Source organism: Nocardioides sp. YR527, from assembly GCF_900101045.1.
Classification (GTDB): domain Bacteria; phylum Actinomycetota; class Actinomycetes; order Propionibacteriales; family Nocardioidaceae; genus Nocardioides.
The window spans coordinates 508,935-522,413 of sequence record NZ_FNFN01000005.1 but is presented as its reverse complement, the minus strand read 5'-3'; the positions used below and the strand labels follow the sequence as shown (position 1 = coordinate 522,413).

Annotated in this window: 12 protein-coding genes; 4 read left to right on the top strand and 8 right to left on the bottom strand. The window is 69.2% G+C overall.

Annotation, left to right across the window (positions count from 1 at the left end; translation table 11 throughout):
* Positions 1-95: 95 nt before the first annotated feature.
* Positions 96-2,633, bottom strand: coding sequence for an amylo-alpha-1,6-glucosidase (locus tag BLT25_RS18020; protein ID WP_176884009.1), 2,538 nt, complete (start codon positions 2,631-2,633; stop codon positions 96-98).
* A 192-nt stretch (positions 2,634-2,825) separates the two neighbouring features.
* Positions 2,826-3,260 carry a winged helix-turn-helix transcriptional regulator gene (locus tag BLT25_RS18015; RefSeq protein WP_091048686.1) on the bottom strand — a complete coding sequence of 145 codons (435 nt, stop codon included), beginning with the start codon at positions 3,258-3,260 and terminating at the stop codon, positions 2,826-2,828.
* Positions 3,261-3,359: 99 nt separating this feature from the next.
* On the opposite strand from BLT25_RS18015, the gene BLT25_RS18010 reads away from it, so the two are divergent.
* From BLT25_RS18010 to BLT25_RS18000, 3 genes are all read left to right on the top strand, one after another.
* Positions 3,360-4,055 carry an SDR family oxidoreductase gene (locus tag BLT25_RS18010; RefSeq protein ID WP_091048684.1) on the top strand — a complete coding sequence of 232 codons (696 nt, stop codon included), beginning with the start codon at positions 3,360-3,362 and terminating at the stop codon, positions 4,053-4,055.
* 20 nt (positions 4,056-4,075) lie between these two features.
* Complete coding sequence (locus BLT25_RS18005; RefSeq protein WP_091048682.1) at positions 4,076-4,870, top strand: thioesterase family protein; 795 nt, start codon at positions 4,076-4,078, stop codon at positions 4,868-4,870.
* A gap of 63 nt (positions 4,871-4,933) precedes the next feature.
* Entirely contained in the window at positions 4,934-5,467 is a 534-nt protein-coding gene (locus BLT25_RS18000; RefSeq protein ID WP_091048680.1) for a PaaI family thioesterase, read from the top strand.
* 112 nt (positions 5,468-5,579) lie between these two features.
* Here BLT25_RS18000 and BLT25_RS17995 read toward each other — a convergent pair whose 3' ends face one another.
* The gene (locus BLT25_RS17995) at positions 5,580-5,978 is read right to left on the bottom strand and encodes a DUF5709 domain-containing protein (RefSeq protein WP_091048678.1); all 399 of its coding nucleotides are present in this window, start codon (positions 5,976-5,978) and stop codon (positions 5,580-5,582) included.
* Positions 5,979-6,180: 202 nt separating this feature from the next.
* Between BLT25_RS17995 and BLT25_RS17990 the strand changes: the two genes are divergently transcribed.
* Entirely contained in the window at positions 6,181-7,680 is a 1,500-nt protein-coding gene (locus tag BLT25_RS17990) for an MFS transporter (RefSeq protein ID WP_091048675.1), read from the top strand.
* A 91-nt stretch (positions 7,681-7,771) separates the two neighbouring features.
* Here BLT25_RS17990 and BLT25_RS17985 read toward each other — a convergent pair whose 3' ends face one another.
* The 5 genes from BLT25_RS17985 to BLT25_RS17965 are packed head-to-tail and all read right to left on the bottom strand — an operon-like array spanning position 7,772 to position 13,475.
* A complete protein-coding gene (locus tag BLT25_RS17985) occupies positions 7,772-9,124 on the bottom strand; it encodes an MFS transporter (protein ID WP_218131397.1) in 1,353 nt (450 codons plus the stop codon).
* Between the two features lie 38 nt (positions 9,125-9,162).
* Positions 9,163-11,064, bottom strand: coding sequence for an alkyl/aryl-sulfatase (locus tag BLT25_RS17980; protein WP_091048672.1), 1,902 nt, complete (start codon positions 11,062-11,064; stop codon positions 9,163-9,165).
* A 37-nt stretch (positions 11,065-11,101) separates the two neighbouring features.
* Entirely contained in the window at positions 11,102-11,392 is a 291-nt protein-coding gene (locus BLT25_RS17975) for a DUF202 domain-containing protein (protein WP_091048669.1), read from the bottom strand.
* The gene (locus BLT25_RS17970) at positions 11,389-11,757 is read right to left on the bottom strand and encodes a YidH family protein (RefSeq protein WP_091048886.1); all 369 of its coding nucleotides are present in this window, start codon (positions 11,755-11,757) and stop codon (positions 11,389-11,391) included. Before BLT25_RS17970 ends, BLT25_RS17975 begins: the two co-directional genes overlap by 4 nt.
* Complete coding sequence (locus BLT25_RS17965; protein ID WP_256328656.1) at positions 11,754-13,475, bottom strand: aldehyde dehydrogenase family protein; 1,722 nt, start codon at positions 13,473-13,475, stop codon at positions 11,754-11,756. The genes BLT25_RS17970 and BLT25_RS17965 overlap by 4 nt, the downstream gene beginning before the upstream one ends.
* Positions 13,476-13,479: the final 4 nt, after the last annotated feature.

Here is a 13,479-nt window from a genome sequence, read left to right as displayed (position 1 = left end):
GCTCCGGGGCATAGGTGACTCGCATCGTGGTTGCTCCTTGCGTCTCAGTGCTTTCGGGGATTGGCTGGTCGCGGATCGTTCGCGGCGAGGCCTGGCTAGAGGCACACCTCGGTACGGCCCGCGCCCACGGTGGTTCTGCGCGGGGCGCCGCCACCGAACACCTGCAGGCTCGTCGGGGCGTCGGCGTTCACCTCGAAGCACGCGCGCCGCGCGGAGGGCACGAAGTCGCGCACCACGACCCGCCCGCCGACAGCCTGGAAGACCTTGCGGCCGTCCTGCCGCAGCTCGGTGCGCTCCGGGCTCACCGCCGCGGCGTACGCATGCCCGGCCACCCGTACGTCGTCGACCGCGTTGCGGCCCTCCAGGGCGTGCGATCCGAACGTGACCGCCCCGGGGCGGCCCCACGCGTCCTCGGCCACCAGCTCGTGCACCGCCATCAACGGCATCACGCTCGACCAGGTGTAGTAGCGCCAGGCGCTGTCGACGGCGGCCGAGCTGATGGCCTGGCCCGGTTCCGGGTCGAAGTACTCGGGGAACCAGCTGTCCTTGTCCCAGCTGTCCAGCCACATCGTCGTGCTCTTCTGCGCGAGCTCGCCGGCCGCCTGATCGAGGCCGTACCGCTTGAGGCCGTCGTAGACCGTGGCGTTCATGGGAGGCCACACGGCTCCCCGCCACTGCTCGCAGGAGTTCTCCTGGCCCCAGCCGACGTAGTAGCGGAAGCGGGTCGAGGCGTTCGGCCGCTCCAGGCCGTTCGCGCAATACTCCGGTGCGCTTCGGCTGATGCTCGGCACGGCGTACTCGCCCCAGAACTTCTCGGGGTCGAGCAGGTTCTCCTGCACCGTCCGCGCCGCCCGCTCGTCGGTCGCCAAGCCACCGAAGAGCGGGTAGAAGATCGTCGGCGTGATCACCTGGCCCCAGCGGCCGTCGAGGTGCCGGTCGAGGTACATGCCCTGCTCCTGGTTCCACAGGGTCCGGTTGGCGGCCTTCTTCACCTTGTCGAACAAGCCTTCGTAGCGGCGGGCGTCGTCGTGGCGGCCCAGGGCCTCGGCGAGCTCGGCCATCGACTGCGCCATGAGGGCGTAGTACGAGGTCAGCGCTAGGTCGGTGAGGTCGGTGTTGTCCCGCTCGTCGCCGCTGCCGCCTTCCTTCGGCACCCGGTTGGCGGCCGCGTAGAGCGGCAGGTCGTCCAGGCCCAGGTGGTTGCCGACCTTGCTCGGGTCCGGGTCGTACGGGGCCTCCAGAAGGCCGTCGCCGTCGACGTCCCACTCGGGCAGCCTGGCGATGAAGTCGGCCAGCTCGGGGTAGGCCTGCTCCACGAGCTCACGGTCACCGGTCGCTGCGTAGATCCGCTTGACGGCGTAGGCGTGCATCGGTCCGGAGTGGAGCTGGTCGTAGCGCGGGCCGCCGGCGTCGAAGATGTCCTTCTCGTGCTGCCGGGCCAGCTCGGGGTCGACGGTGAGCGCGATGATCGCGTCCCATGCGGAGTCCCAGCCGGTGAAGATGTTGTCGTTCTCCGCACCGCCGCGTCCCCAGCCCCACACCAGGAACCTGTTGCGGTGCGTCTCGTCGTAGTTTGCGTTGAGCGCGATGGCGCTGCGCATCGCCGTCGCGGACCGGCCGGCAGGCCCGCTGCCGCTGAGCGTGCCGTGGTCGGCGCGGGCCTCGGCGCGGTCGAGCGCCGCGAGGATCTCGTCACGGGGTGCGGCGGCTGTTGTCCGCGAGGCACCTGAGACCGACGTCGTGAAGGTGATCGTCTCGTCCGCGTCGAGCGAGTACCGCAGCGCCGCGGCGGCCTCGCCCGGATCTGCCGGCTCGCCCTCCATCGCGGCGACCAGGTCGTCCATCGAGGCGTACGCCCCACCGTCATCGGGACGCTGCGTGGGTGTCAGTGCGAAGTGCCCGGTCAGGTCGGGGTCGTCGAGGCCCGGGCTCGAGGCGCGGATGCCGTCGCCGGTGACGTGGTAGCTGCTCGGCTCGCCCCATGGGGGCGCCGTCTCGAGGAACACGGTCGTGTCGTCCTCGAGCGCGGTGACCGAGCCCACCAGGGTGTTGGGTGCCGTGCGCGCGAACCTGATGACGATCGTCTGCTCGTCCCGGCGGACCTGCTCGTACTTCGCCTCCAGGCCAGGCAGGAGATCCCGGGCCTCCTGCACCTGGTCCGGCGACCAGGCATCAGGGTTGGCGAGGATCTCGCGCAGCGCGCCGAGCCGTTCCGGCGTGATCGTCCGGTCGTCGCTGCTGATCCGCACCTCGTAGTACGAGCCGTCGGTGGTCACGGGACCGACGTCCGCGACGTGCGCCAGCAGACCCTGGTTCTCCCGGATCAGCCGGTTGCCCGACGTCAGCAGGTTCACCCGCAGGGCGAACCTGCTCTCCCCTTCACCGACATACAGTGCGCCGTTGTCGTCCCGCTCGGTGTAACCGGGCATGGCGAACGGGCGCTCGAGCGCGCGACCGCCCCGGTCGCTCTGGTCCGCAGAGGCGGCGGCCGTAACGCTGCCGGCCGTACCTACTGCCGCATCCACTGCCTCCGCACCCGACCCTGCGGCCACTGACGCCGCGACAACGCTCGCGACGCCGGCGGCAAGGGTGAGCCGCCTACGCCCGACTTTCACATCACTCCGAGTCTTCATGCCTGCTCCTTTGTGAGCGCTAACATGCGCGCCCGGAACAGAGTAGTAAGACATATGACGAGTGACAAGTGTCACATGACGTTTCGTGGCGGCCCGTCGCTCGCCCCCGCGGGGCGGCTCACCTCGCAGGACCCGCTCCGGCCCTGGAGCGCCCGCTCGCCTGGCTCCTGCACAACCCGGCCTGCGGCCCGGTCAGATCGCGGCGTCGGCGATCTCGACGTCGCCGCGACGTACGACCTCCCCGCAGGCCCTGCAGGCCAGCACGGGGTGGTACTCCGCGCCACAGGAGTGAACGAACGTGGCCGGCGGGCCGTCGTCGCCTGCCAGGTGACGGTCACCGAACTCGCGCATCGTCGCGATGATCGGCGCGAGCGACCGCCCGAGGTCGGTCAGGTGGTATTCGAACCTCGGCGGGCGCCGCTCGTACTGGACCCGCGTCACCAGGCCGTGGGCCTCGAGCCTGCGTAGGCGGTCGGTGAGGATGTCGCGCGGGCCTCCCGTGAACCGAGCGATCTCCTCGAACCGGCGACTCCCGAGGAACAGCTCACGAACGACGAGCAGGGTCCATTTGGAGCCGACGAGCTCGAGCGTCCGCGCCACCGAGCACTCACGTACCTCCGTCGTCATGGTGCGATCCTAATCGAGTTGGAAAACCAAACCAACCCGAGTACGTTGGAAAAACCAACTCGCACGAACGGCGCCCGCGCCCTCGAACAGGAGAACCACATGCCCACTCTCGCGAACGCGGTCGTCCTGGTGACCGGAGCGAACGGCGGCCTCGGCACACACTTCGTCAGCCAGGCACTGGAGCGCGGAGCCACCAAGGTGTACGCCGCGGCCCGCAGGCCCCGGGAGTGGAGCGACCCGCGGATCGTGCCCCTGAGGCTCGACGTGACCGACCACGACTCGGTCGCGGAGGCCGCCGCCGCGGCCGACGACGTCACCGTCGTGATCAACAACGCCGGCGGCTCCAACGGCGCCAGCGTGATGGGCGACCTGGGTGCCACTCGCGACCTCTTCGAGACCAACTTCTGGGGAGCGCTCGACGTCACGAACACGTTCCTGCCGTCGCTGCGCACCCACGGTGGGGTCGTGCTCAACGTGCTGTCGGTCCTGAGCTGGTACGGCATCGGCGACGGCTACAGCGCCACCAAGGCCGCGCTGTGGTCGGCGACCAACACCCAGCGTCTCGCGCTGGCGGGTGACGGCATCCACGTCGCCTCACTGCACCTGGGATACACCGACACCCCGATGACGGTTGACATCACCGATCCGAAGAACGACCCGGCCGACGTGGTCCGCAGCGCGTACGACGGCCTCGAGGCCGACGCGTACGAGATCCTCGCCGACCAGGTGAGCGCCGACGTCAAGGCCGGCCTCGCCCAGCCGATCGAGGCGCTCTACCCCCAGCTGACCCGCTGAACGACGTACAGGAGACGCTGATGACCCTCGATTTCGACGCCTTCTACCTGCCGACCGACGAGGACGGGACGTTCGAGTCGACCCCGGCGACGGCCAGCCCCTGGGACCACTCGTTGCAGCACGGCGGCCCGCCCGCTGCCCTGCTGGCCCGGGCGGTCGAGTCCGTACGCTCCGACCCGGCCCTGTCCATCGCCCGGTTCACGGCCGACATGCTCGGCGGCATTCCTCAGGGGACCATGCGGGTCGAGGCGCACGTGGTTCGGCCGGGACGTCGGGTCGAGCTCGTCGAGGCCTCGCTGTGGGCCGGCGACCGGCTCGCCGTCAAGGCGAGCGCCTGGCTGATCCGGGCCACGCCGGGGTCGACCCACGAACACTGGCGTCCTGAGGAGGAGGTCCCCGCCATCCCGCCGGCCTCGTCCGAGCGCTTCTTCGAGGGCGTCGGCCCGGACTGGGGCTATGGCCGCGCGATCGACTGGCGGTTCGTCAGCGGGGGTTACGAGCCCGGCCCGGCGGCGGTGTGGGCGCGCCTGCGTGTCCCGCTGGTCGCCGGCGAGCAGGCCTCCCCGGTGCAGCGCCTCCTCACCCTGGCCGACTCCACCAACGGCCTGTCCGGCTCGCTGCCGATGAGCGAGTGGTACTTCATCCCGCCGACCGTGACCGTCACCATCGAGCGACCACCCACGAGCGAGTGGATGCTGCTCGACGCCCGCAGCACCATCGGCCCGAACGGAATCGGCCTGGCCGAGGGCGACATGGCCGACGAGCACGGCACGTTCGCCAAGGTCGCGCAGCCTCTGATGGTCGCTCCCCGCTGAGCGCCTCCGGCCCGACAGCCGCCCAGTTCACACACCGTCGCTTGAACGAGAAAGAAGGCCACCATGCCTGACGCCGTGGACCAGAACATCACCTCCGAGCAGTCCCGAGCGGTGCGCGAACGCACCTACTCATGGGCCGACCCCCAGCTCTTCGCCACCGCCGCCCGGGAGCTCGACGGGCTCGACTTCTTCAAGCAGCTGGGAGACAGCGAGCTCCCGCCGCCACCCATCAACGCGACCCTCGGCATGGCCCTGGTCGAAGTCAGCGACGGCCGGGCGGTCTTCGAGCTCACGCCCGAGGAATGGCACTACAACCCCATCGGCACCGTGCACGGCGGCATCCTGGCGACCCTCGCCGACTCGGCTCTCGGCTGCGCCGTTCACACCAAGCTCGAGGCGGGCACCGGCTACACATCGCTCGACCTGACCATCAAGTTCACCCGCGCGGCCAGGCTCGACAGCGGCACGCTCACCTGCGAGGGCCGCGTCGTGACCATCGGACGCCGGGCCGCGACCGCCGAGGCCGAGATCACCGACAGGACCGGCCGCGTCATCGGCCATGCCATCGCGACCTGCCTCATCATGGCAGGGACCTGACAGCACGGCGGGCGTCGTCGAGACGGTCGCGAATGCCCAGCAGCACGCTGCTCTCTCCTCCTCTGCGCTGGTAGGTATCCGGCCAGTTCACCGGACCCCCGAAGGCGGAGGCTCAGTCAGGCAGCTCTTCGACGATGTGCACGGCCGCTTCCTCCGCCGAGGCGCCGGCACCGTCGATGCCTTCGTCGTGCCCGATGAGCTTGCCCTCATCGTCCTCGCGTACGCCTTCGTCGGAGCTGGTGAGCCGACCGGAACGGACTTCACCCACTTCGCCGGTCACCGGTCCGTCCAGGATGTCGGCGTCGGCCTCGGCCTCGGCCTCCTCCCAGACCTCCGGCTCCTCCTGGGCGCGCCGTTCATCGATGGTCTCTCCCTCGATCTCCTCTCGAGGCGTCACACCCTTCGCGGTGACACCCCGCGGCCGCTCGGGCGGCGAATAGCCTTCGTCCAGGACGTCGTCGACGCCACGGTCGTCGAGGGTGTCCTCCGGCTGAAGCTGCTCTCCACTCATGACTCGACCGGTAACCCGCGACCGGCCCGACGATGCACCGCAGCCGCGCCCGCTTCAGGGGACCGCCCCTCGCCGCTCTGGGCGGGCGAACGTCGGGATCATCCCTACGGGGGGAGGACACGGCCCACCAGGGCAGTCACCGTGGTGCCTGTGGTCGACGCATGGCGTCCCGCGGTCGTCCTGACGAAGGTGAGGGGTTCCGATGAGCAGCACCGAGGTGGCAAGCCGAGCAGGTGGTGTCCTTCTCGTCACCTGTCTCTCGACGCTGGTGGTCAACGCCAACACGTCTGCGGTGAGCATCCTGCTCCCCGCGATCAGCGCAGACACCGGCATGGACGTCACCACGTTGCAGTGGGCCGTCACGGGATACTCGCTGGTCGGTGCCGCGACCATCGTGACCTCCGGCTCGTTGGGCGACGTGTTCGGCAGGAAGCGCATCTTCCAGCTCGGTCTGCTGCTGTTCATCGCCTCGTGCGTACTGATCGCCCTCTCGAACTCGGGTGCAGCCGTCATCGCCGGGCGGTGCATCCAGGGCGCATCCGGCGCGACGATCCTGGCCTGCGGCCTCAGCCTGCTCACCGTCGGCACACCCGAAGAAGGCAAGCTCCGGGCGGTCTCGCTCTGGGGCGCGGCGGCAGGGGTTGGTGCTGCGGCCGGGCCGCTGCTCGGTGGTGTCCTGGTCGAGCTGACGAGCTGGCAAGGACTGTTCTGGCTCGATGCCGGCGTCGCGGTGGTGTGCATGGCGATGACCGCACGCCTGGTGACCGAGTCCCGCGACGAGGACCGGCCACGTTCGATCGACGTCGGTGGCAGCCTGCTGGTCGCGGCCACCCTCACCCCGATCATCCTGGCGCTCAGCGAAGGCAGCGACTGGGGGTGGGCGTCGCTGGCCACGCTCGGGTGCCTGGCCGTGTCTGTGGTGTCGGGATTCGCCTTCGTCGCGGTGGAGAAGCGGGTCGCCGTCCCCATGCTCGACCTGGCCCTGCTTCGCAACCGGATCCTGGTCGCGTCCACGATCGCCATCCTCATCGGCGCCGGCACCATCAACGCGCTGATGTATCTGGTGAGCCTCTACTTCCAGGACCCGAGCACGCTCGGGCTCAGCTCGCTGCAGGCCGGCCTGGCGACCCTTCCTGCCACCGCCGGCCTCGTCGCGGTCGCACCGCTGGTGCCACGGGTCGCGGCACGGTTCGGCGGTCGCGTCGTGGTCGGAGCAGGGTTCGCGATCACGGCGATCGGCTTCGGGTGGATCGGCTTCGTCGAGGGCTCGTGGGGGTACGCCGCATTCGTGCTGCCGCTCGTCGCGGTGGCGATCGGGATGGGCCTGTCCAACGGGCCCGCGACGTCCGCCTCGACGGCGTGCGTCTCGGCTGCCCAGGTCGGGGCGGCCTCGGGTGTCTCCAACATGGCACGCTACGTCGGCGCAGCCGTGGCCACGGCCCTCGCGGCGACGATCTACGGCAACGTCATCGCCAGCCAGACCGCCGACGGCCAGTCCGCTGCCGATGCCCTGTCGTCCGGCCTCTCCGCCGCGTCCTGGGTGATGGCGGTGTTCAGCCTCGCCGGCGTCGCGATGGCCGTGGCCATGGGACGTCACCGCGTCGCCCGGGGCACCATCGCCGACTCGGGCGCCGCGGCCGCGGCCCACATGCACACCCTGCCGACCTCGGCCACGCCCACCTCGGCCCAGAAGACACCCTGACTCCAAGACGGCCATCCGCCGCGTCCGGCCGCTACCTCTGATGCTGCCCTCCGGCCTACCGATCCGTCGGAGTAGGCCGCGGGACGTTTCGTCATTCTTCGCGGGCCTCGTCTTCATGCGCCTCGACAACTGTGCCGCGAAGCCGCTGGGCATCCCGTTCCGGGCGGGCGAGCAGGAGGGAGAGGAGTCCCCCAGCCATCATCAGGGCCCCGGCCAGGACGAACGCGGAGTGGAATCCGTCGACGCTGCCCATCCCGTGGGCGTCCACGAAGCGACCGGTGACGGCCGGTGAGACCATCCCGGCGAGCCCGACGGTGCCGATGACCGTCGCGAGGACCGCGGCTCGCTGCCGATCGGGTGCGATCTCGGCCATCATGGTCATCCCGACCGCGAACTGCACGGTGCCGACCGAGAAGGCCAACGTCACCAGGACGAGCTTCAGCAGCGTCCCCGGAGCAACGGTGATCAGCAGCATGGAGACTCCGGCGGCCGTGACACACACTCCACCGAGCACGCCTCGCGCCAGTCGCGACGAGACACCATGACGCATGAGGCGATCGGTGACGATCCCCTGCACCGGGATAACGATCGCCGAAGCCACCCACGGCAGAGCCACGAGCGTCCCGGCCCTCGCGGGTCCCAGGCCGAGGGGTTCGTCCAGATACAGCGGCAGCCACGCGACCAGGATGGCCAAAGACCAGTAGACCGCCGCGCCAGCCACGAACACGCTGACACCCGTGCCGCTGAAGAAGATCGCCCGGTACGGCACCCGCGCACGACCCGCGCGATGACGGCCGCGGGCCGTCTCTGAGACGGGAGCGGTCACGTGACTCACTTCGGATCCCTCTCGTCCGAGCATCAGCCACAGCGTTGACCACGCCAGCCCGAGGACAGCCATCAACACGAAGGCCGAGCGCCAGCCATGCTCCACGATCAAGTAGGTCAGGACGGGCGAGAGGACCACGACACCGAGCGCCGCTCCGACATTGATCAGCGCGGTGGGCAGGTTCCGCCTCTCGTCCGGGAACCACTTCTGGACGGCATTGACCGCGATCGGGTTCGCCGGTCCTTCGGTCGCACCCAGGACGATGCGACTCACCAAGAGCGAGCCTGCCGTGGCAAAGACCACCACCGGGATCTGAGTCACTGCCCAGGCCACCGACATGACCAGGATCAGCCAGCGGCTGGAGATCCGGTTGGCGAGGAATCCGACGACGACCGCCGAGACGCTGAACAGAGCGTAGAAGGCGCTGGCGATCGTGCCGTACTCGTCTGCGGTGAGGTCCAGGTCGTTCATCAACGGCTTGGCGGCAAGCCCGAGCAGGGCCTTGTCACCGAAGTTGATGAGCATGAAGGCCACGAGCAGGCCGGTGACCACCCATGCGCGCCGAGGCACCGGGGCAGCGGCATGTGAGCGATGGTCGATGGGCGACGTGGATGTCATCAGGGTCCCTTTCCCTACCGGAGATCTGTCGGCCGTGCTCACTCGGGCGTGACGATCGCGAACGACGGGTCGGGTGCTTCCATGAACCCGAGAAGTCGCTCGAGAACACCGGCATCACCCTCGGCGAAGACGCCCGACCCGGCCAGCGACTCAGGAGCGGCCGGCGCACCCATGAGCAAGGCGATGAGGCGACTGGGAGCGTCGATCGTGAACGTGGCCGAAGCGAGTGCCTGTTGCCGGGACGTCGAGTGGGTGAGCACGCCGTTGCACAGGCTGAGGCGCCAGGTCAGATCCGATCCTTCGAACCGGATGTCCACGTTGAGCATTTCATCCCAGCATCGTGTGGCGTCCAGCCGAACCGCGAGCAGATCGAAGATCTGGGCGGGGCTCAGCGAGCCGACGACGTCGGCCGATGCCGTGTGGATGGGCGTCCCGAAGCTGCCGTGGCGAAGCTCGTGCGCACCCGAGAGATAGAAGCAGCGCCACGGGCCGTTCTCGCTCCCGTACCCGAGCTGTTCGTAGGTGTCTGCGAGAAGGGCTGTGGCCTTGTCGTGGTTCGGCTCGGCGAACACGACGTGGTTCAGCAGCTCCGCGGCCCATCGGAAGTCGCCCGTCCCGAAGGCCTCGGCGGCCTTGGTGACCACCGCGTCCGCCCCGCCCATCGCGGCCACGTACCGCTCCCCCGCGGCGACGGGCGGATGCGCCCACAGATGGGCGGGGTTGCCGTCGAACCAGCCCATGTACCGCTGGTAGATCGCTTTGACATTGTGGCTGACCGAGCCGTAGTAGCCGCGGGCGTGCCACGCCTTCTCGAGCGCGGGAGGCAGCCGGAACGTCTCGGCGATCTCCGACCCCACCATGCCACGATTGATCAGGCGGACGGTCTGGTCGTGGAGATAGGCATACAGGTCGCGTTGTGTGGCGATGAAGTCGACGACCCGTTCGCGACCCCACATCGGCCAGTTGTGACCGGCCAGGGCCACCTCGAGGTCATCGCCGAACATCTCGATCGTCTCGGTGAGGTACCGCGCCCAGACATGAGGGTCGCGCACGAGCGCGCCTCGCAGCGTGACCAGGTTGTGCATCGTATGGTTCGCGTTCTCGGCCATGAAGAGCGCCCGGAAGTCGGGAAAGTAGAAGTGGAACTCCGACGGCGCTTCCGCGCCCGGTGCCATCTGGAAGACGATGCGTACGCCGTCGAGGATCAGCTCCTCGCCGGTCGTCGCCACCTCGATCGTCGGGACGATCAGCGAAGCCATCCCGGTGGAGGTCGTTGATCCGAGACCGGCGCTGACCTGACCGTGAGGTCCGCGCTCGAGTGCTGCGCCGTACATGTAGCCGGCGCGACGCGCCATCGCTGTCCCGGTGTAGATGTTCTCGGCCACGGCGTGCTCGAGGAAGCCCGCCGGGGCGATCACCGGGACCTCGCCCGCGTCGACCGCCTCCTGGGTGGTGACGCCCTTGACGCCTCCGAAGTGGTCGATGTGGGAGTGGGAGTAGATGACGCCCGTCACCGGCCGTTCACCCCGGTGCTCCCGGTACAGCGCGATCGCCGCGGCGGCGGTCTCGACGGAGAGGAGCGGGTCGATGACGATGACCCCGCGCTCACCTTCGACGAAGGTCACGTTGGAGATGTCGAAGCCGCGCACCTGATAGATGCCCTCGATGACCTCGTAGAGACCCTGACGGGTGACGAGCTGCGACTGCCGCCACAGACTCGGGTTGACCGTTCCTGGCGCATCACCGTCAAGGAAGCGGTACGCCTCGTTGTCCCAGACGACGCGGCCGTCCTCCGCCCGGATCACGCAGTCGTCGAGCGCCTTGATCAGGCCACGGTCGGCGTCAGCGAAGTCACCGTGGTCATCGAACGGCAGCTCGCGTAGGACTGCCTCGTTCCGGGCGACCACATGGCGCGTGGCGGGCCTGGGTGTGCTGGTCATGGGTTGTTCTCCTGAGGTGGTGGACGGTGGGGATTGGTCAATGAGGGGTGAGGACCGAGACGGCGAGCAGAACCGAGGTGGCGCCCGAGACGGTCGCGGTGGCGCGCAGGAGGACTGGGCTCACTCCGGTGCCCGGCGGGCGGCGCCTCCCGCCGGTGACGGCGAGCAGCACCGACCCCGAGACGGCGACAACTCCGGCGGCGACAATCCCGGGGCTCGCCTGCGTGCTGCCGACGTGAAGGAGGAACAGACCCAGCGTCGCTCCGGAAGCCGCCGTCCTTCGCCACGCCAGTGCGGTGCGCTCCGGCTGAAGCCCGGGATCGGTCACGCCTGCTGTGCCACGAGCAGGAGGAGAACGAGAACCGACACCAGGCTCAGCAGCGATGCGACCAAGGGCAGGAGCACCGGGAAGGGCAGCGAGACCCGCAGTCGCATGGCGCGCTCGTTCGCTTGCCAGCGGCGGTAGGCGAACCACGAGGTGAAGCACGCGATGGCGGCGAGCACGGCACCAAGGAAGGCCGTCGCGCCCGAGACCCGGAGCGGCGGGACGAGCTCGGCGAGCGCCACGCCGGCAGCGAGCAGCGCCAAGGTGGTCCTGACCCACGCGAGGAAGGTCCGTTCGTTGGCGAGGGAGAAGCGATAGTCGGGGTCAGCCCCTTCCTCGGTCCATCGGGGGGAGGTGCGTGATCTCATCCCCGCAGCGCCGACCAGAAGATCGCCGGAAGCGATCGCCACCTCGGCTTCGCGGTGAAGTAGGTGAGCAGGCGACCCGTCGTCGCCGCGCTGCGATTGTCGACGAACCACGGCGGCTTGGGAGCCAGTACGAAGCTCCCGTGCAGCCACGCCCGCGGCAGCATCCGCCACGGGCCGTAGACCACGGTCCGCTCGGTGTCGGCGAGCAGCAACGCGTTGTGGACGACACCGCGTCCGCTCTGAATATCGTCGAGCGAGTGGCCGGGGAATGCACCCCAGGTCGCCAGCGCCGACAGGTAGCCGAGACCGGTCCAGGCGTTGACGGCGATGGTGCCGTAGCGCAGCTGGCTGAGGTGCCGCTCGAAGCGCTCGCCCATCGCCTTCTTCGCCTTCGGATGGATCAGAACGTTCGCGCCGAGCGTGCCGCGGAGCTTCTCGTTGCACGCCTCGATGGCTGACTCCAGAAACTCCTCGCCTTCACCTGGAAGCTCGGCGATCCCGAGGACCGGGCCGAAGTACTCGCTCTCGAACGCGTTCGGGTCCGGCTTCGACAGGTCGAGGTCCGGGATCAGGGTCCGCTGCGGAGTACCGCCGACGCGCTCGGCGTTCGGGTGGAGGGCCCGGGCGGTCTCCACCCGGAGGTCGCAGCCCGGGTACCACGCCGGCCGCGCCGGAGCGGCGGCCAGCGCCTTGCGGAGCTCGGCGAGGAAGGCACCCTTCTGGGCCCAGTCGGAGCTGACGACGACGACCTGGGCGGCGATGCAGTTGCAGCCGCTGTTGTGCAGGCGCATCGTGGCCACGTGCCGGGCGTGGAAGCGCAGATCGCGCTTGGACCACTTGCCGGGTACGACCACGACAGGTGCAGCACCACCCAGTTCGCTGGTGATCGGCTTGTCGAGCACGGGGGTGCCGGCCGCCTTGTTGGCCACGCCCCGCTCCCCCGACCCCCAGACGATGGCGTCGTGCGTGGCCTCGGAACCGGTCATGTGCACCGCGGCAACACCCGGGTGGTAGGCCAGCGCGCTCCCCAGCTCGACATCGCCCGTCAGTACTTGGACGGCACCGACCTCGATGAACGGCGCGAAGATCCGACGCATCACGCCCTCCAGGCGGTCCGCGATCGGGTTGAGCTTCAGCGCGACCACCCGGTTGTCCGCGAAGAGCACGTAGAGCACGTCGCTGGGCACGATCGAGGTGATGTTGCCGGCACCGAGCACCAGAACACCGCCCCGAGTCTCGTACGGACGACGCTGACCAAGGCCGGCGCGGGCACGCATCCGCGCCCGGTCGACGCCCGGCTGCATCCAGAGCTCAGCGCGGTAGCCGTTGAGCAGCAATGTGTCCCACATGGTGTGTGGGAGCACATCGATCGCCAGACGACCGCCCGGGACGCTGCGCATCGTGAACGGCTCCAGCGGATCACCACCCTCCTCGAGGACCGCGAGGGTATGCCGCAGTGAGTTCAGATAGCTGAGCACGGCCCACGGACCGCTGATCCATTCCTCCCCGACGAGCGGGGAATCTTTCGGGAGACCCTTCATCTCGCAGGCGAGGTCGACCCACTCCTGGGCGTGGTCGACAACGAGCTGCTGGAAGCGATCGAGCATCTCGCAACGTCGGGCAAGTGACGTACGCGCCCACGCGACCTCGCCGCGGGCGAGTTTCTCGACGATCCGGTCTGCGTCCGTGGCGGAGAACTGGGCGGTCATCTCGGTCATCGGG